This window comes from Polynucleobacter sp. MWH-Spelu-300-X4, assembly GCF_018687515.1.
Classification (GTDB): Bacteria; Pseudomonadota; Gammaproteobacteria; order Burkholderiales; family Burkholderiaceae; genus Polynucleobacter.
Genome location: NZ_CP061294.1, coordinates 50,312 through 67,030 on the forward strand (window position 1 = coordinate 50,312; position 16,719 = coordinate 67,030).

Consider the following 16,719-nt stretch of genomic DNA (forward strand, 5'->3'; position numbering starts at 1 on the left):
TATGAAAGCATTGCTCGATCTATTTAAGCAAACGCATGGCGAAGAGCAGTTTGACGCCATTAAGATTGGTTTAGCTTCACCAGAAAAGATCCGTTCATGGTCTTTTGGTGAAGTTCGCAAACCAGAAACAATTAACTACCGTACGTTCAAGCCTGAGCGCGATGGTCTTTTCTGTGCCAAGATTTTTGGCCCAATTAAAGATTACGAGTGCTTATGCGGTAAATATAAGCGCTTGAAGTATCGCGGCGTTATTTGCGAGAAGTGCGGTGTTGAAGTTACTTTGGCTAAAGTGCGTCGTGAACGCATGGGTCATATTGAACTAGCTGCGCCAGTTGCGCATATTTGGTTCTTGAAGTCATTGCCATCTCGTTTGGGTATGGTTTTGGATATGACTTTGCGTGATATTGAGCGTGTGCTTTATTTTGAAGCATATGTAATTGTTGACGCAGGTTTGACACCAGAAGGCGCAATGCGTCGGGGCCAGATCATGTCTGAAGATGAGTACTACGCTAAGCTTGAAGAGTTTGGCGACGGTGCTTTCACAGCGATTATGGGTGCAGAAGGTGTTCGCGAGTTGTTGCGTTCAATCGATATCGATCGTGAAGTTGAAGTATTACGTGCTGATCTTAAGGCAACTGGTAGCGAAGCAAAAATTAAGAAATTTGCTAAGCGTCTAAAAGTTCTTGAGGCATTCCAACGTTCTGGCATTAAGCCAGACTGGATGATCATGGAAGTGTTGCCAGTATTGCCACCAGAGTTGCGCCCATTGGTGCCATTGGATGGCGGTCGTTTTGCAACTTCAGACTTGAACGACTTATATCGTCGAGTTATTAACCGTAACAATCGTTTGAAGCGTTTGTTGGAATTGCGTGCACCAGAAATCATCGTACGTAATGAAAAGCGTATGTTGCAAGAAGCGGTTGACTCATTGTTGGATAACGGTCGTCGCGGCAAGGCAATGACTGGCGCCAATAAGCGCCCATTGAAGTCTTTGGCTGAAATGATCAAGGGTAAGGGCGGTCGTTTCCGTCAAAACTTGCTTGGTAAGCGCGTTGACTATTCTGGTCGTTCAGTAATTGTGGTTGGTCCTACGCTTAAATTGCATCAGTGCGGTTTGCCAAAATTAATGGCTCTTGAGTTGTTCAAGCCATTCATTTTTAACAAGCTAGAAACATTGGGTATTGCTACAACAATCAAAGCTGCCAAGAAAGAAGTTGAAAACCAAACGCCAATCGTTTGGGACATCTTGGAAGATGTGATTCGTGAGCATCCAGTTATGTTGAACCGTGCGCCAACATTGCACCGCTTAGGTATTCAAGCATTTGAGCCAATGTTGATCGAAGGTAAAGCTATTCAGTTACACCCACTCGTTTGTGCGGCATTTAACGCCGACTTCGACGGTGACCAAATGGCTGTTCACGTACCGTTATCGCTAGAAGCACAAATGGAAGCTCGCACATTGATGTTGGCATCTAATAACGTGTTATTCCCAGCCAACGGTGAGCCTTCAATCGTTCCTTCTCAAGATATCGTTTTGGGCTTGTACTACACGACACGCGAGGCAATTAATGCCAAGGGTGAAGGTATGACATTTGCTGATATCAGTGAAGTGATTCGCGCTTATGAAAATAAGCAAGTGGAGCTTGCTACTCGTATTGCTGTTCGTATTACTGAATATGATTTAGTTGATAAGAACGCGGAAGGCGATGCACGTTTTGCTAAGAAAGTAACATTGCGTCATACAACTGTTGGTCGCGCTATGTTGTCAGAAATTTTGCCTAAAGGCATGTCATTTGACAGCATTAACAAGCCGCTTAAGAAGAAAGAAATTTCTCGCTTAATTAACTTGGCTTTCCGTAAGTGCGGTTTAAGAGAAACAGTTATTTTTGCTGACAAGTTATTGCAGTCTGGTTTCCGTCTTGCTACACGCGCAGGTATCTCAATTGCTATTGACGATATGTTGATCCCTGCTCAGAAAGAAGTAATTATTTCTGAGGCAGCAGGCAAGGTTAAGGAATATGACAAGCAGTTCATGTCAGGTTTGGTGACAAACCAAGAGCGTTATAACAACGTGGTCGACATTTGGGGTGCTGCAGGTGATCAGGTCGGTAAGGCCATGATGGAGCAGTTATCGCAAGAAGACGTTGTAGATCGTCACGGCAAAACAGTTAAGCAAGAGTCTTTCAATGCTATTTACATGATGGCTGACTCAGGTGCTCGTGGTTCTGCAGCTCAGATCCGTCAGTTAGCGGGTATGCGTGGTTTGATGGCTAAACCAGACGGCTCAATTATTGAGACGCCAATTACAGCTAACTTCCGTGAAGGTTTGAACGTTCTTCAGTACTTCATTTCAACTCACGGTGCTCGTAAAGGTTTGGCTGACACTGCGTTGAAGACGGCTAACTCAGGTTACTTGACACGTCGTTTGGTTGACGTAACTCAAGACTTGGTTGTGTTGGATGATGATTGCGGTACAACTAATGGCGTTTCTATGAAAGCCTTAGTTGAGGGTGGTGAAGTTATCGAATCTTTAACAGATCGCATTTTGGGTCGTGTTTGTATCGGTGACATCGTTAACCCAGATACGCAAGAAACAGTTATTGTTGACGGCACAATGTTGACTGAAGATGATGTTGAGTTGATTGAATCATTGGGTATCGATGAAGTAAATGTCCGTACACCATTGTCATGTGCAACTCGCTTTGGTTTGTGTGCTAAGTGTTACGGTCGTGACTTGGGTCGCGGCACAATGGTTAACTCTGGTGAAGCAGTTGGTGTGATCGCTGCTCAGTCAATCGGTGAGCCAGGTACACAGTTGACGATGCGTACATTCCACATCGGTGGTGCTGCGTCTCGTGCTGCTGTTGCTAATAACGTTGAAGCTAAGTCAAACGGTGTTTTACGTTTCACGCCAACAATGCGTTTCGTAACAAATGCTAAGAATGAGTTAATTGTTATTTCTCGTTCTGGTGAAGCAATTATTGCGGATGATCATGGTCGTGAGCGTGAGCGTCATAAGATTCCATACGGCGCAACATTGGTGCTTAAAGAAGGCGCTGCTATTAAAGCTGGCGTAACTTTGGCAACATGGGATCCATTGACTCGCCCAATCATCACTGAATACGCTGGTACTGTGCGTTTTGAAAACGTAGAAGAAGGTGTGACAGTTGCTAAGCAAGTTGACGAAGTAACAGGTCTATCAACATTGGTGGTTATTGACGGTAAACGTCGTAGTGCAGCCGCTAAGGGTGTTCGTCCAGTTATTAGACTTTACGATGCGGCTGGTGGAGAAGTGAAGATTGCCGGCACAGATCAACCTGTAACAATTGGTTTACAAGTGGGCGCCTTGATCACTGTTAAAGATGGTCAAACTGTTCATGTAGGTGAAGTGCTTGCACGTATTCCAATTGAAGCTCAGAAGACTCGAGACATTACCGGTGGTTTGCCACGTGTGGCAGAGCTTTTTGAAGCTCGCTCACCAAAAGATGCAGCTATCTTGGCAAAAGTAACAGGTACAGTTTCATTCGGTAAAGAAACTAAAGGCAAGCAACGTCTTGTTATTACCGACATGGACGGTGAGTCACATGAATTCTTGATCGCTAAAGAGAAACAAGTTCTAGTTCACGATGGCCAAGTAGTTAACAAGGGTGAAATGATTGTTGAGGGTCCAGCTGATCCTCATGACATCTTGCGCTTGAAGGGTATCGCTGAATTGGCAACCTATATCGTTGATGAAGTTCAAGACGTTTACCGTTTACAAGGTGTGAAGATTAACGACAAGCACATTGAAGTGATTGTTCGTCAAATGTTACGTCGCGTTCAAATTACAGACGCTGGCGATACAAAATTCATTACTGGTGAACAGGTTGAGCGTTCAGACATGTTGGACGAAAACGACCGCATTATTGCGGAAGGTAAGCGTCCTGCGTTGTATGACAACGTTTTATTGGGTATCACAAAGGCTTCTTTGTCTACAGACAGCTTCATTTCAGCTGCTTCCTTCCAGGAAACAACTCGAGTGCTTACCGAAGCTGCCATTATGGGCAAGGTCGACACATTACGTGGTCTCAAAGAAAACGTCATCATCGGTCGTCTTATCCCAGCCGGTACGGGCTTGGCCTATCGTCGCGCACGCAAAGTTCGCGAACAATTGGACCGTGAACGTGCTGAAATGATTGCTGCTGAAGAAGCTAAATCTACTGAAAATGTTGATTTAGAGTCTGCAGGAGAGGCTGAATAAGGCCAAAAAGGACTAAATAGACCTAAAAAGTCAGCTTTTGCCGTCTTGACGGCGGGAGCTGACCGGTCTAGAATGTCGAGTTCTTCGCAAACCGCAGAATTTTCTGCTTTGAAAGTAAGCTATGCCAACAATTAACCAATTGCTTAGAAGTCCACGTACTTCTGAGATCGTAAAAAGTAAAAGCCCAGCGCTTGAGAACTGTCCTCAACGCCGTGGTGTATGTACTCGTGTGTACACAACTACTCCAAAGAAGCCTAACTCGGCTTTGCGTAAAGTAGCGAAAGTGCGCTTAACAAACGGCTTTGAAGTGATTTCCTACATCGGTGGTGAAGGCCACAATTTGCAGGAACACTCAGTAGTTCTTATCCGTGGTGGTCGTGTGAAAGACTTGCCTGGTGTGCGTTATCACATCGTGCGTGGTTCACTTGACTTGCAAGGTGTTAAGGACCGTAAGCAATCTCGCTCCAAGTATGGTGCGAAGCGCGCTAAGAAAGCTTAATAGCTTTCTTGCGTAAGTAGCAAGCTCAATTGGAGCTTGCTAAGTAAGTGGTTACTTCGGGTCAATTGTGATCTAGTTGAGTAACTTTGAGGAATGTTCCTCTAACTGAATAAAAATTAGGAGTAGTAATGCCACGTCGTCGTGAGGTACCCAAGCGTGAAATTCTTCCGGATCCAAAGTTTGGAAACGTAGAAGTTGCTAAATTCATGAACGTTTTGATGTTGGACGGTAAAAAATCCGTTGCAGAACGTATCGTTTATGGCGCTTTCGAGCACATCGAAAAGAAAGCCAACAAAGAACCCCTAGAAGTTTTCTCAATCGCCATGGGCAATGTTAAGCCTATCGTTGAGGTAAAGAGCCGCCGTGTTGGTGGTGCTAACTATCAGGTGCCTGTTGAAGTTCGTCCATCACGTCGTTTAGCTTTGGCTATGCGTTGGTTGCGTGAAGCTGCTAAGAAGCGTGGCGAAAAATCTATGGCACAACGTCTTGCTAATGAGTTGATCGAAGCGTCTGAAGGACGCGGCGGCGCGATGAAAAAGCGTGACGAAGTACACCGTATGGCAGAAGCTAATAAAGCTTTCTCTCATTTCCGTTTCTAACAGCTCAGAAAAGCAGAGGACAAAGTGGCACGTAAAACCCCGATTGAGCGTTATCGCAATATTGGTATTTCTGCGCATATTGATGCGGGAAAAACTACAACAACAGAACGTATTTTGTTCTACACCGGTGTTAATCATAAGATCGGTGAAGTGCATGATGGCGCAGCTACCATGGACTGGATGGAACAAGAGCAAGAGCGTGGTATCACCATTACTTCAGCGGCTACAACAGCTTTCTGGAAGGGTATGGCTGGTAACTACCCAGAGCACCGTATCAACATCATCGATACCCCAGGTCACGTAGACTTCACAATTGAAGTTGAGCGTTCAATGCGCGTATTGGACGGTGCTTGCATGGTTTACTGTGCGGTGGGTGGCGTTCAACCACAATCAGAAACAGTTTGGCGTCAAGCAAATAAGTACAAGGTTCCTCGTTTAGCGTTTGTTAATAAGATGGACCGTACTGGCGCTAACTTCTTCAAGGTTTACGATCAAATGCGTATGCGTTTGAAAGCAAATCCAATTCCAGTGCAGATTCCTATCGGCGCAGAAGAAAACTTCAAAGGTGTTGTTGACCTTATCAAGATGAAGGCTATTTTCTGGGACGAAGCATCACAAGGTACTAAGTTCACATACGAAGATATTCCTGCTGAACTACAAGCTAGTGCTGCTGAGTGGCGCGAGAAGATGGTTGAAGCTGCCGCTGAATCATCTGAAGAGTTAATGGATAAATATCTTGGCGGTGAAGCGCTAAGCGAAGAAGAAATTAAAAAAGCGTTGCGTACACGTACGATCGCTAGTGAAATCGTTCCAATGATGTGCGGTACTGCTTTTAAGAACAAAGGCGTGCAAGCTATGTTGGACGCGGTTATTGATTTCATGCCATCACCAGTTGATATTCCACCGGTTACAGGTGAATTAGAGAATGGTGATTCAGGTGAGCGTAAAGCTAGCGATGATGAGAAATTCTCAGCGTTGGCATTTAAGATCATGACTGACCCATTCGTTGGACAGTTAATTTTCTTCCGCGTTTACTCTGGTGTTATTAATTCAGGCGATACGATCTACAACCCAATCAAGGGTAAAAAAGAGCGTATTGGTCGTTTGCTACAGATGCATGCAAACCAACGTGAAGAAATTAAAGAAGTTCGTGCGGGCGACATCGCTGCTGCTGTTGGCTTGAAAGAGGCGACAACAGGTGAGACATTGTGTGATCCAGATAGCATCATCATCTTGGAGCGTATGGTGTTCCCAGAGCCAGTTATTTCTCAAGCGGTTGAGCCAAAGACTAAGGCTGACCAAGAGAAAATGGGCTTGGCGTTGAATCGTTTGGCACAAGAAGATCCTTCATTCCGCGTTAAGACTGACGAAGAGTCAGGTCAAACAATTATTTCTGGTATGGGTGAATTGCACTTGGAAATTCTTGTTGACCGCATGAAGCGCGAGTTTGGTGTTGAAGCAACAGTGGGTAAACCACAGGTTGCTTACCGCGAAACAATCCGCAAAGTTTGCGAAGAAGTTGAAGGTAAGTTTGTTAAGCAGTCTGGTGGTCGTGGTCAATATGGTCACGTGGTATTGAAGTTAGAGCCACAAGAGCCAGGCAAGGGCTTTGAATTCGTTGACGCTATTAAAGGCGGTGTGGTTCCTCGTGAATACATCCCAGCTGTTGACAAAGGTATTCAAGAAACATTGAACAATGGTGTGTTAGCTGGTTATCCAGTTGTTGATATCAAGGCAACATTGTTCTTCGGTTCATACCATGACGTTGACTCTAACGAGAATGCTTTCAGAATGGCCGGCTCAATGGCGTTCAAAGAAGGTATGCGTAGAGCGAACCCAGTATTGCTTGAGCCAATGATGTCTGTTGAAGTTGAGACACCAGAAGAGTTCATGGGTAACGTAATGGGTGACTTGTCATCACGCCGCGGTATTTTGCAAGGTATGGATGACATTCCTGGCGGCGGCAAGATTGTTCGCGCTGAAGTACCTTTGGCTGAGATGTTTGGTTATTCCACAGGTTTACGTTCATTGACTCAAGGTCGTGCAACTTACACCATGGAATTTAAGCATTATTCCGAAGCTCCAAAGAACGTGGCTGATGCAGTGATTGCTGCAAAGTCTAAGTAATTTTTAATTAACAATTATTTGAATTAAAGGCTGAAAAAATGGCAAAAGAGAAATTTGAGCGGACAAAACCGCACGTAAACGTAGGTACGATTGGTCACGTTGACCACGGTAAAACAACATTGACAGCAGCGATTGCTACTGTGTTGTCTGCTAAGTTCGGTGGCGAAGCAAAAGCGTATGACCAAATTGATGCTGCTCCAGAAGAGAAGGCACGTGGTATTACGATTAACACAGCTCACGTTGAGTACGAGACAGCCAACCGTCACTACGCACACGTTGACTGCCCAGGTCACGCTGACTACGTTAAGAACATGATTACTGGTGCTGCTCAGATGGACGGCGCTATTTTGGTAGTTTCTGCAGCAGACGGTCCTATGCCACAAACACGTGAGCACATCTTGTTGGCACGCCAAGTTGGTGTTCCATACATCATCGTGTTCATGAACAAGTGCGACATGGTTGACGATGCAGAATTGCTTGAGTTGGTAGAAATGGAAGTGCGTGAGTTGTTGTCTAAGTATGACTTCCCAGGCGACGACACACCAATCGTTAAAGGTTCTGCTAAGTTAGCGCTTGAGGGCGACAAAGGTGATCTAGGCGAAGGCGCGATCATGAAGTTGGCTGAAGCGTTAGACACATACATCCCAACACCAGAGCGTGCTGTTGACGGTGCATTCTTGATGCCTGTTGAAGACGTATTCTCTATTTCTGGTCGCGGTACAGTTGTGACTGGTCGTATTGAGCGCGGTATCGTTAAGGTTGGTGAAGAGATTGAAATTATCGGTATCAAGCCAACATTGAAGACAACATGTACAGGCGTTGAGATGTTCCGTAAGTTGTTAGACCAAGGTCAAGCTGGTGACAACGTAGGTATCTTGTTGCGCGGTACAAAGCGTGAAGAAGTTGAGCGTGGCCAAGTATTGGCTAAGCCAGGTTCTATTACGCCACATACACACTTCACAGCTGAGGTGTATGTATTGAGTAAAGATGAAGGTGGTCGTCACACACCATTCTTCAACAACTATCGTCCACAGTTCTACTTCCGTACAACAGACGTAACTGGTTCTATCGAATTGCCGAAAGACAAAGAGATGGTGATGCCAGGCGACAACGTAACAATTACTGTTAAGTTGATTGCACCGATCGCTATGGAAGAAGGTCTACGTTTCGCGATTCGTGAAGGTGGCCGTACTGTTGGTGCTGGTGTAGTTGCCAAAGTTTTAGATTAATAGTTTTGCAAAACGGTGACGTGAATGTTGCACGTCACCGCGCTCTTTAGATATATCGCGACAACATCGCACTGCTCTTTAGGATAAAAAATGCAAAATCAAAAAATTCGTATCAGATTGAAAGCTTTTGACTACCGTTTAATCGACCAGTCAGCAGCTGAAATTGTTGACACAGCAAAACGTACAGGTGCTGTTGTTAAGGGTCCAGTACCTTTGCCAACACGTATTGAGCGTTTTGACATTCTACGTTCACCACACGTTAATAAGACTTCACGTGACCAGTTAGAGATTCGTACTCATTTACGTCTAATGGATATCGTTGATCCAACTGAAAAAACAGTGGATGCCTTGATGAAATTGGACTTGCCAGCTGGCGTAGACGTAGAAATCAAGTTGCAATAAGTGAAAAAAGGCTATTGCAGAGCCCTAAAAAGGGCGCTACAATAGTCGGCTTCCCGGAATTTCCGGGAATTGTTGTTAATTAAGCAGTATTTATAAATTTCCGCTGGCCAATCGTAGTCAGCATTGGAGTATTAATATGAGCCTAGGCTTGATCGGCCGTAAGGTCGGCATGACCCGCCTCTTCACTGAAGAGGGTGATGCTGTACCGGTCACAGTTATCGACGTAAGCGATAACCGCATTGCGCAAATTAAAACCGAAGAAACGGACGGTTATACATCTGTTCAGTTAGCTTTCGGTACGCGCCGTGCCTCACGCGTGCTTAAACCACAAGCTGGTCACTATGCAAAAGCTGGTGTATTGGCAGGTAGCGCACTAAACGAATTCCGCATTGACGCAGCTAAAGCTGGTGAGCTTAAAGTTGGCGACATTATCGGTCTTGATACATTTGCAGTTGGTCAAAAAGTTGACGTGCAAGGTACTACGATTGGTAAGGGTTACGCCGGTACTATTAAGCGTTACCACTTCGCTTCTGGTCGTGCATCACACGGTAACTCACGTTCACATAATGTTCCTGGCTCTATCGGTATGGCTCAGGATCCAGGTCGTGTTTTCCCAGGTAAGCGTATGACAGGTCACTTGGGTGACGTAACTCGTACAGTTCAAAATCTTGAAGTTGCTCGTATCGACGCAGAACGTAAATTGCTCTTAATTAAAGGCGCAATTCCTGGTTCACGCGGCGGCAAAGTCATCATTACACCAGCAGTTAAAGCTGCTGCTGTTAAATAAGGAGCGCGCACATGGAATTAAAGCTCCTACAAGCTGACGGAAAAATTGGTGCAGGCGTTAACGCTTCACCAGAAGTTTTCGAGCGTGAATATAACGAAGCATTGATTCACCAGATCGTTGTTGCTTATCAAGCCAACGCTCGCAGTGGTAATCGTGCTCAAAAAGACCGTGAACAAGTTAAACATACAACGAAGAAGCCATGGCGCCAAAAAGGTACTGGCCGCGCTCGTGCTGGTATGTCATCTTCACCATTGTGGCGCGGGGGTGGTCGTATATTCCCTAACTCGCCTGAAGAGAACTTTTCACACAAAGTTAACAAGAAAATGTATCGCGCAGGTATGCGTTCAATTTTCTCTCAATTGGCTCGCGAAGGCCGCCTCAACATCGTTGAGAGCTTTAGCGTAGATGCTCCAAAGACAAAGCTATTGGCTGAAAAAGTTAAGGCAATGGGCTTGGAATCAGTATTAATTATTGCTGACAAGGTTGAAGAAAACTTGTACTTGGCATCACGTAACTTGCATAAAGTTGCTGTTGTTGAGGCTCAGCACGCTGACCCGCTTTCTTTGATCCACTTCCAAAAAGTGTTGATTCTTAAGTCAGCTGTTGCGCAAATTGAGGAGATGCTCAAATGATCGCTACACGTAAAAATGACCATCGCTTGATGCAAGTTTTGTTGGGCCCAGTGATTTCTGAAAAAGCAACATTTGTTGCTGACAAGAATGAGCAAGTTGTATTCCAAGTGGCTCGCGATGCAAACAAGTTAGAAATTAAAGCTGCTGTTGAATTGTTATTCAAGGTGCAGGTTGAGTCAGTGCAGGTTGTAAATCAAAAAGGTAAAGCAAAGCGCTTTGGCCGTTTTGAAGGTCGTCGCAACCACACTAAGAAGGCTTATGTTTCTTTGAAACCAGGTCAAGAAATCAATTTTGAAGCGGAGGCAAATTAATTATGCCGCTAATGAAAACCAAACCAACATCACCTGGACGTCGTTCCATGGTGAAGGTGGTCAATCCAGACTTGCATAAGGGTAAGCCTTTTGCGGGATTGATTGAGCCACAACATCAAAAATCTGGTCGTAACAATAACGGTCATATCACTACACGCCATAAGGGCGGTGGTCATAAGCATCACTATCGTGTTGTTGACTTCAAACGTAACGACAAAGATGGTATTCCAGCAAAGATTGAACGTCTTGAATACGACCCTAACCGTAGCGCAAACTTGGCATTGCTAGTTTTTGCTGATGGTGAGCGTCGTTACATCATCGCTCCTAAGGGTGCGGTGGTTGGTCAAGCGATTATGAGTGGTTCAGAAGCGCCAATTAAAGTTGGTAATAACTTGCCACTACGTAACATTCCAGTTGGTAGCACAATCCACTGCGTGGAAATGTTGCCAGGTAAAGGTGCACAAATGGTTCGTTCTGCTGGCGCATCAGCAGTTCTTTTGGCTCGTGAAGGTGTTTACGGTCAAGTACGTTTGCGCTCTGGTGAAGTTCGTCGTGTACATATCGAGTGCCGTGCAACGATTGGTGAAGTGGGCAATGAAGAGCATAGCCTACGTCAAATCGGTAAAGCTGGTGCAACTCGCTGGCGCGGTATTCGTCCAACAGTTCGCGGTGTTGCTATGAACCCAGTCGATCACCCACATGGTGGTGGTGAAGGTCGTACAGGTGAAGGTCGTGTTCCAGTATCTCCATGGGGCACACCAACTAAGGGTTATAGAACACGTCGCAATAAGCGTACGACAAGCATGATTGCTCAACGTCGTCAAAAGCGCTAATAGAATAAGGAAATAGACATGACGCGCTCAGCTAAAAAAGGCCCATTCTGCGAAGTTAGCCTAGTTAAAAAGGTTGAAACTGCAGTAGCCAACAAAGATAAGAAGCCTATCAAGACATGGTCACGCCGTTCGACCATTCTCCCTGACTTCATTGGTCTCACAATCGCCGTTCACAATGGTCGTCAGCATGTACCTGTGTACATCACTGAAAACATGGTTGGACATAAGCTTGGTGAGTTTGCGCTAACGCGCACCTTCAAAGGTCATGCGGCCGACAAGAAAGCTAAGAAGTAAGAGGACGATATGGAATCTAAAGCTATTCACCGCAGCGCCCGCATTTCTGCGCAAAAAACACGTTTGGTTGCTGACCAAATTCGTGGATTGCCAATTGCTCGCGCTTTAAACATCTTAACTTTCAGCCCTAAAAAAGCTGCTTTCATCATGAAAAAAGTAGTTGAGTCTGCTGTTGCTAATGCAGAGCACAACTCAGGTGCTGATATTGATGAGCTCAAAGTTAAAGCTGTCACAGTAGATAAAGCAACTTCACTTAAGCGTTTCACTGCTCGTGCTAAGGGCCGTGGTAACAAAATTGAAAAGCAAACTTGTCACATTACTGTGACTTTGAGCAACTAAGGAAGAGACATGGGTCAGAAAATACATCCAACCGGATTTCGTCTCTCGGTAAGCCGTAACTGGACTTCACGCTGGTATGCCAACAGCAACGACTTTGCAAAAATGTTGCAAGAAGACGTTGAAGTACGTAGCTACCTTAAGAAGAAATTAAAAAATGCATCAGTTAGCAAAGTGGTTATCGAGCGTCCTGCAAAGAACGCAAAGATCACTATCTATAGCTCACGCCCTGGTGTTGTTATTGGTAAAAAAGGCGAAGACATCGAAGTATTGCGCAAAGAATTGCAAAAGCGCATGGGTGTGCCTGTACATGTGAATATTGAAGAAATTCGCAAGCCTGAAGTAGATGCTCAGTTAATTGCTGACTCTATTACTCAACAGCTTGAGAAACGTATCATGTTCCGTCGTGCGATGAAGCGTGCTATGCAAAGCGCGATGCGCTTAGGCGCTCAAGGTATCAAGATTATGAGTGCAGGCCGTTTAAATGGTGCTGAAATTGCTCGTACAGAATGGTACCGTGAAGGTCGAGTGCCTCTTCATACATTGAAGGCTGATATTGAGTATGCAACTTCAGAAGCTGAAACAACATACGGCATCATCGGTGTAAAAGTTTGGGTTTACAAAGGCGACACATTGGGTCGTACTGATGTAAACGCAGTAGCGCCTGCTTCACCAGAAGTAGACCAAGAGAAAAAAGCTCGTCGACCAGCAACACGTGCACCACGTAAAGCTAAAGAAGACGGCGATAAGCCAGCAGCTGATGCTAAGCCAGCAGTAAAACGCGTGCGCAAAGTAACTAAGCCTGCTGAGAAGGCTGGAGAATAATTATGTTGCAACCAAAACGTCGTAAGTACCGTAAGGAACAAAAAGGTCGCAACACAGGTGTTGCGACTCGCGGAAGTAGCGTGTCTTTTGGAGACTTTGGTTTGAAAGCTGTTGGTCGTGGTCGATTAACTGCTCGTCAAATTGAGGCTGCTCGTCGCGCAATGACTCGTCACATTAAACGTGGTGGTCGTATTTGGATCCGAATTTTCCCGGACAAGCCGATTTCACAAAAGCCTGCAGAAGTTCGTATGGGTAACGGTAAAGGTAACCCAGAGTACTACGTAGCTGAAATCCAACCGGGTAAAGTTTTGTATGAGATGGATGGTGTAGACGAAGTATTGGCGCGTGAGGCATTTAGACTTGCTGCCGCTAAGTTGCCTATTCAAACTACATTTGTTGTGCGCCAAATCGGCGCCTAATCTGGACGGGACAAAATGAAAGCTTCTGATTTAAACGCTAAAGACGTTAAATCTTTAAACCAAGAGCTATCTGAGTTGCTTAAGGCGCAATTTAAGTTGCGTATGCAAAAAGCGACTCAGCAGCTTCAAGATAGTAGCCAATTAGGCAAAGTAAAGCGCGATATCGCTCGTGTTAAGACTGTTATTGCTCAGAAAGCGAGCCAAAAATGACTGAAACAAAAAAATCTTTGCGCCGCACTTTGATCGGTCGCGTAGTTAGCGACAAGATGCAAAAGACTGTAACTGTGTTGGTTGAGCGTCGTGTAAAGCATCCTTTGTATGGCAAATATGTTGCTAAATCAAAGAAATACCATGCGCATGACGAAACAAATCAGTTCAAAGCTGGTGATACGGTTGAGATTGCAGAATCTAAGCCAATTTCACGTAGCAAGTCTTGGGTTGTTACACGTTTAGTGCAAGCAGCTAAAGGCATTTAAAAAGTGAAAAAACGGGCTTGCAAATCACTTGCAGGCCTGTTATAGTAGTGGGCTCTCCGCGGTTGATTGCGGCGAGAAATTTATTCAGTAGTACAAATCCGGGGTTTTAGCTGCAAAGCGACGGGCCCCTCAACGGAACCAAGACTGAATGCCTATGGCGCTCAAGTTGGGGATAAAAAGATGATTCAAACTGAAAGCAGACTAGAGGTTGCCGATAATACCGGTGCCCGCGAAGTGTTGTGCATCAAGGTGCTCGGTGGTTCAAAACGCCGTTATGCAAGCATTGGTGACATCATTAAAGTGACGGTAAAAGATGCCGCGCCGCGTGGACGTGTTAAAAAAGGCGATATTTATAACGCAGTCGTAGTACGTACTGCTAAGGGTGTACGCCGTCCTGATGGCTCACTTATTAAATTTGATTCTAATGCGGCCGTTTTGCTAAATGCAAAACTAGAGCCAATTGGAACACGTATTTTCGGGCCAGTAACGCGTGAATTGCGTACTGAGCGCTTCATGAAAATCGTTTCTCTCGCTCCAGAAGTTATTTAAGAGGTCGATATGAATAAGATTCGTAAAGGCGACCAAGTAATTGTAATTACTGGCCGCGATAAAGGAAAAAAAGGCACAGTTACACAGATTCTTGACGGCAAATTGCTAGTTGAGGGTGTAAATGTGTACAAGAAAAACGTTAAGCCAAATCCAGCGACTGGCGCTACAGGCGGTGTAGTTGATAAAACTATGCCAATCGAAGTGTCTAACGTTGCATTGGTTGACGCAAACGGCAAACCTTCTCGCGTTGGCATTAAAGAAGCTGACGGCAAGAAAGTTCGTTACCTCAAGACAACTGGCGCTGTATTAGCCGCCTAAGCCGAGGATAAATAAATATGTCAGCACGTTTACAAAGCTTCTATAAAGAAAAAGTTGCAGCAGACTTGATGAAAAAGTTTGGCTACAAATCTGTTATGGAAGTTCCACGTATCACTAAGATCACATTGAACATGGGTTTGGGTGAAGCGATTAATGATAAAAAAGTTATTGAGCATGCAGTTGGTGACTTAACAAAGATTGCCGGCCAAAAGCCAGTTGTAACTAAAGCGCGTAAAGCGATTGCGGGTTTCAAGATCCGTCAAGGTTACCCAATTGGCGCGATGGTTACATTGCGTGGTCAGACTATGTATGAATTCCTAGATCGTTTTATTACGGTTGCATTGCCACGTGTTCGCGACTTCCGCGGTATCTCTGGTAAAGCATTCGACGGTCGTGGCAATTACAACATCGGTGTTAAAGAGCAGATTATTTTCCCTGAGATCGAGTACGACAAAATCGACGCGCTCCGTGGTTTAAATATCAGCATTACAACAACAGCTAAATCTGACGACGAAGCAAAAGCTTTGTTATCAGCATTTAAATTCCCATTCCGCAATTAAGAGGTCATCGTGGCTAAATTAGCATTGATTGAACGCGAAAAGAAGCGCACAAAGACAGTCGCTAAGTACGCAGCAAAGCGTGCAGAGTTGAAGGCGATTATTGATGACGTCTCAAAAAGCGAAGAAGAACGTTATGAAGCTCGTTTGAAATTACAACAGCTTCCACGTAACGCAAGTCCAACTCGTCAGCGTAATCGCTGCGCATTAACTGGCCGTCCACGCGGCACGTTCCGCAAGTTCGGCTTGGCCCGTAGCAAAATCCGTGAAATCGCCTTCCGTGGCGAGATCCCTGGTGTAACCAAGGCCAGCTGGTAAGCGGCGAAAGATTAGGAGAGAACATGAGTATCAGCGATCCAATCGCCGACATGCTGACGAGAATTCGTAACGCGCAAGCGGTACAGAAGACAAACGTCGCCATGCCTTCTTCCAAGCTCAAAGTAGCAATTGCTAACGTCTTGAAAGACGAAGGCTACATTGACAGCTTTGAAATTGCTGGAGAAGCGGCAAAACCTGTATTAAATATCAGCCTGAAGTATTACGCAGGTCGTCCAGTTATTGAGCGCATTCAACGCGTATCAACACCTGGTTTGCGTATCTACAAAGGACGCCATGACATTCCTAAGGTATTGGACGGTCTTGGTGTGGCAATCATTTCTACGCCACAAGGCGTGATGACTGATCGTAAAGCTCGCGCTATTGGCGTGGGTGGCGAAGTTATCTGCTACGTAGCTTAATAGGGGAGAACGAAGATGTCACGAGTCGGTAAAAGCCCTATTGAGTTGCCAAAAGGCGCAGACGTTCAAATTGCTGCAGACCAAGTTACTGTAAAAGGTCCTTTGGGTACTTTGTCTCACACTTTGCATCCGCTAGTTGGTTTGGAGCAAAAAGAAGGTGTGTTGCAAGTTATTTGCAAAGACGAATCTGCAGAATCAAATGCACTATCAGGTACTACACGCGCATTAGTTAGCAATATGGTTAAAGGCGTTACAACAGGCTTTGAGCGCAAGCTTAGCTTGGTTGGCGTTGGATACCGTGCGTCAGTTCAAGGTAACGCATTGAAATTGCAATTAGGTTTCTCACATGATGTGATTCATGATTTGCCAGCAGGTGTTAAGGCAGAGACTCCATCACAAACTGAGATCATTATTAAGGGTGCCAACAAGCAACAGGTTGGCCAGGTAGCTGCTGAAGTTCGCGCATACCGTCCACCAGAGCCTTATAAAGGTAAGGGTGTTCGTTATGTGGATGAAGTGGTTCGCCTCAAAGAAACCAAGAAGAAGTAA

Annotated in this window: 22 protein-coding genes; all 22 read left to right on the forward strand. The window is 45.2% G+C overall.

The window, feature by feature from the left end; translation table 11 throughout:
• Position 1 precedes the first annotated feature (1 nt).
• The 22 genes from rpoC to rplF all read left to right on the forward strand — a co-directional run bounded on the left by rpoC (position 2) and on the right by rplF (position 16,719).
• Positions 2–4,240, forward strand: coding sequence for a DNA-directed RNA polymerase subunit beta' (gene rpoC, locus ICV01_RS00265; RefSeq protein WP_215287686.1), 4,239 nt, complete (start codon positions 2–4; stop codon positions 4,238–4,240).
• 121 nt (positions 4,241–4,361) lie between these two features.
• Positions 4,362–4,739, forward strand: coding sequence for a 30S ribosomal protein S12 (rpsL, locus tag ICV01_RS00270; protein ID WP_215287687.1), 378 nt, complete (start codon positions 4,362–4,364; stop codon positions 4,737–4,739).
• Between the two features lie 128 nt (positions 4,740–4,867).
• Positions 4,868–5,338 (forward strand): 30S ribosomal protein S7, encoded by a 471-nt coding sequence (gene rpsG, locus ICV01_RS00275; protein WP_088812737.1) that lies wholly within the window; start codon positions 4,868–4,870, stop codon positions 5,336–5,338.
• 24 nt (positions 5,339–5,362) lie between these two features.
• The gene (gene fusA / locus ICV01_RS00280; protein ID WP_215287688.1) at positions 5,363–7,465 is read left to right on the forward strand and encodes an elongation factor G; all 2,103 of its coding nucleotides are present in this window, start codon (positions 5,363–5,365) and stop codon (positions 7,463–7,465) included.
• Between the two features lie 38 nt (positions 7,466–7,503).
• The gene (gene tuf, locus ICV01_RS00285) at positions 7,504–8,694 is read left to right on the forward strand and encodes an elongation factor Tu (protein ID WP_215287678.1); all 1,191 of its coding nucleotides are present in this window, start codon (positions 7,504–7,506) and stop codon (positions 8,692–8,694) included.
• A 90-nt stretch (positions 8,695–8,784) separates the two neighbouring features.
• Positions 8,785–9,096, forward strand: coding sequence for a 30S ribosomal protein S10 (rpsJ, locus tag ICV01_RS00290; RefSeq protein WP_011901899.1), 312 nt, complete (start codon positions 8,785–8,787; stop codon positions 9,094–9,096).
• Between the two features lie 136 nt (positions 9,097–9,232).
• Entirely contained in the window at positions 9,233–9,883 is a 651-nt protein-coding gene (gene rplC / locus ICV01_RS00295; RefSeq protein WP_215287689.1) for a 50S ribosomal protein L3, read from the forward strand.
• An 11-nt stretch (positions 9,884–9,894) separates the two neighbouring features.
• On the forward strand, positions 9,895–10,515 hold the full coding sequence (gene rplD, locus ICV01_RS00300; protein ID WP_215287690.1) for a 50S ribosomal protein L4: 621 nt from the start codon (positions 9,895–9,897) through the stop codon (positions 10,513–10,515).
• A complete protein-coding gene (gene rplW / locus ICV01_RS00305; protein WP_215287691.1) occupies positions 10,512–10,826 on the forward strand; it encodes a 50S ribosomal protein L23 in 315 nt (104 codons plus the stop codon). The genes rplD and rplW overlap by 4 nt, the downstream gene beginning before the upstream one ends.
• A 2-nt stretch (positions 10,827–10,828) precedes the next feature.
• Entirely contained in the window at positions 10,829–11,659 is an 831-nt protein-coding gene (rplB, locus tag ICV01_RS00310) for a 50S ribosomal protein L2 (RefSeq protein ID WP_215287692.1), read from the forward strand.
• An 18-nt stretch (positions 11,660–11,677) separates the two neighbouring features.
• On the forward strand, positions 11,678–11,953 hold the full coding sequence (gene rpsS / locus ICV01_RS00315) for a 30S ribosomal protein S19 (RefSeq protein ID WP_215287693.1): 276 nt from the start codon (positions 11,678–11,680) through the stop codon (positions 11,951–11,953).
• A gap of 9 nt (positions 11,954–11,962) precedes the next feature.
• Positions 11,963–12,292 carry a 50S ribosomal protein L22 gene (rplV, locus tag ICV01_RS00320; protein ID WP_215287694.1) on the forward strand — a complete coding sequence of 110 codons (330 nt, stop codon included), beginning with the start codon at positions 11,963–11,965 and terminating at the stop codon, positions 12,290–12,292.
• Between the two features lie 9 nt (positions 12,293–12,301).
• Positions 12,302–13,114 carry a 30S ribosomal protein S3 gene (gene rpsC / locus ICV01_RS00325; RefSeq protein ID WP_215287695.1) on the forward strand — a complete coding sequence of 271 codons (813 nt, stop codon included), beginning with the start codon at positions 12,302–12,304 and terminating at the stop codon, positions 13,112–13,114.
• Between the two features lie 2 nt (positions 13,115–13,116).
• Entirely contained in the window at positions 13,117–13,533 is a 417-nt protein-coding gene (gene rplP / locus ICV01_RS00330; RefSeq protein ID WP_215287696.1) for a 50S ribosomal protein L16, read from the forward strand.
• Between the two features lie 15 nt (positions 13,534–13,548).
• Positions 13,549–13,743, forward strand: a complete 195-nt coding sequence (gene rpmC, locus ICV01_RS00335) for a 50S ribosomal protein L29 (RefSeq protein WP_215287697.1) — start codon at positions 13,549–13,551, stop codon at positions 13,741–13,743.
• Positions 13,740–14,009, forward strand: a complete 270-nt coding sequence (gene rpsQ, locus ICV01_RS00340) for a 30S ribosomal protein S17 (RefSeq protein ID WP_215287698.1) — start codon at positions 13,740–13,742, stop codon at positions 14,007–14,009. The genes rpmC and rpsQ overlap by 4 nt, the downstream gene beginning before the upstream one ends.
• A gap of 180 nt (positions 14,010–14,189) precedes the next feature.
• Complete coding sequence (gene rplN, locus ICV01_RS00345) at positions 14,190–14,558, forward strand: 50S ribosomal protein L14 (protein WP_088812724.1); 369 nt, start codon at positions 14,190–14,192, stop codon at positions 14,556–14,558.
• A 9-nt stretch (positions 14,559–14,567) separates the two neighbouring features.
• Entirely contained in the window at positions 14,568–14,876 is a 309-nt protein-coding gene (gene rplX / locus ICV01_RS00350) for a 50S ribosomal protein L24 (RefSeq protein WP_215287700.1), read from the forward strand.
• 17 nt (positions 14,877–14,893) lie between these two features.
• On the forward strand, positions 14,894–15,436 hold the full coding sequence (gene rplE, locus ICV01_RS00355) for a 50S ribosomal protein L5 (protein WP_215287702.1): 543 nt from the start codon (positions 14,894–14,896) through the stop codon (positions 15,434–15,436).
• A gap of 9 nt (positions 15,437–15,445) precedes the next feature.
• Positions 15,446–15,751 (forward strand): 30S ribosomal protein S14, encoded by a 306-nt coding sequence (rpsN, locus tag ICV01_RS00360; protein ID WP_089515001.1) that lies wholly within the window; start codon positions 15,446–15,448, stop codon positions 15,749–15,751.
• A 23-nt stretch (positions 15,752–15,774) separates the two neighbouring features.
• Positions 15,775–16,170: a 30S ribosomal protein S8 gene (gene rpsH / locus ICV01_RS00365; RefSeq protein WP_089515002.1), complete on the forward strand. Its 396-nt coding sequence runs from the start codon at positions 15,775–15,777 to the stop codon at positions 16,168–16,170.
• A 15-nt stretch (positions 16,171–16,185) separates the two neighbouring features.
• The gene (gene rplF, locus ICV01_RS00370; protein WP_215287703.1) at positions 16,186–16,719 is read left to right on the forward strand and encodes a 50S ribosomal protein L6; all 534 of its coding nucleotides are present in this window, start codon (positions 16,186–16,188) and stop codon (positions 16,717–16,719) included.

Bases quoted from the DNA above. Each gene is read 5' to 3' on its own strand.
- rpoC (WP_215287686.1), top strand. From the start codon at position 2: ATGAAAGCATTGCTCGATCTATTTAAGCAAACGCATGGCGAAGAGCAG.
- rpsL (WP_215287687.1), top strand. From the start codon at position 4,362: ATGCCAACAATTAACCAATTGCTTAGAAGTCCACGTACTTCTGAGATC.
- rpsG (WP_088812737.1), top strand. From the start codon at position 4,868: ATGCCACGTCGTCGTGAGGTACCCAAGCGTGAAATTCTTCCGGATCCA.
- tuf (WP_215287678.1), top strand. From the start codon at position 7,504: ATGGCAAAAGAGAAATTTGAGCGGACAAAACCGCACGTAAACGTAGGT.
- rpsJ (WP_011901899.1), top strand. From the start codon at position 8,785: ATGCAAAATCAAAAAATTCGTATCAGATTGAAAGCTTTTGACTACCGT.
- rplC (WP_215287689.1), top strand. From the start codon at position 9,233: ATGAGCCTAGGCTTGATCGGCCGTAAGGTCGGCATGACCCGCCTCTTC.
- rplD (WP_215287690.1), top strand. From the start codon at position 9,895: ATGGAATTAAAGCTCCTACAAGCTGACGGAAAAATTGGTGCAGGCGTT.
- rplW (WP_215287691.1), top strand. From the start codon at position 10,512: ATGATCGCTACACGTAAAAATGACCATCGCTTGATGCAAGTTTTGTTG.
- rplB (WP_215287692.1), top strand. From the start codon at position 10,829: ATGCCGCTAATGAAAACCAAACCAACATCACCTGGACGTCGTTCCATG.
- rpsS (WP_215287693.1), top strand. From the start codon at position 11,678: ATGACGCGCTCAGCTAAAAAAGGCCCATTCTGCGAAGTTAGCCTAGTT.
- rplV (WP_215287694.1), top strand. From the start codon at position 11,963: ATGGAATCTAAAGCTATTCACCGCAGCGCCCGCATTTCTGCGCAAAAA.
- rpsC (WP_215287695.1), top strand. From the start codon at position 12,302: ATGGGTCAGAAAATACATCCAACCGGATTTCGTCTCTCGGTAAGCCGT.
- rplP (WP_215287696.1), top strand. From the start codon at position 13,117: ATGTTGCAACCAAAACGTCGTAAGTACCGTAAGGAACAAAAAGGTCGC.
- rpmC (WP_215287697.1), top strand. From the start codon at position 13,549: ATGAAAGCTTCTGATTTAAACGCTAAAGACGTTAAATCTTTAAACCAA.
- rpsQ (WP_215287698.1), top strand. From the start codon at position 13,740: ATGACTGAAACAAAAAAATCTTTGCGCCGCACTTTGATCGGTCGCGTA.
- rplN (WP_088812724.1), top strand. From the start codon at position 14,190: ATGATTCAAACTGAAAGCAGACTAGAGGTTGCCGATAATACCGGTGCC.
- rplX (WP_215287700.1), top strand. From the start codon at position 14,568: ATGAATAAGATTCGTAAAGGCGACCAAGTAATTGTAATTACTGGCCGC.
- rplE (WP_215287702.1), top strand. From the start codon at position 14,894: ATGTCAGCACGTTTACAAAGCTTCTATAAAGAAAAAGTTGCAGCAGAC.
- rpsH (WP_089515002.1), top strand. From the start codon at position 15,775: ATGAGTATCAGCGATCCAATCGCCGACATGCTGACGAGAATTCGTAAC.
- rplF (WP_215287703.1), top strand. From the start codon at position 16,186: ATGTCACGAGTCGGTAAAAGCCCTATTGAGTTGCCAAAAGGCGCAGAC.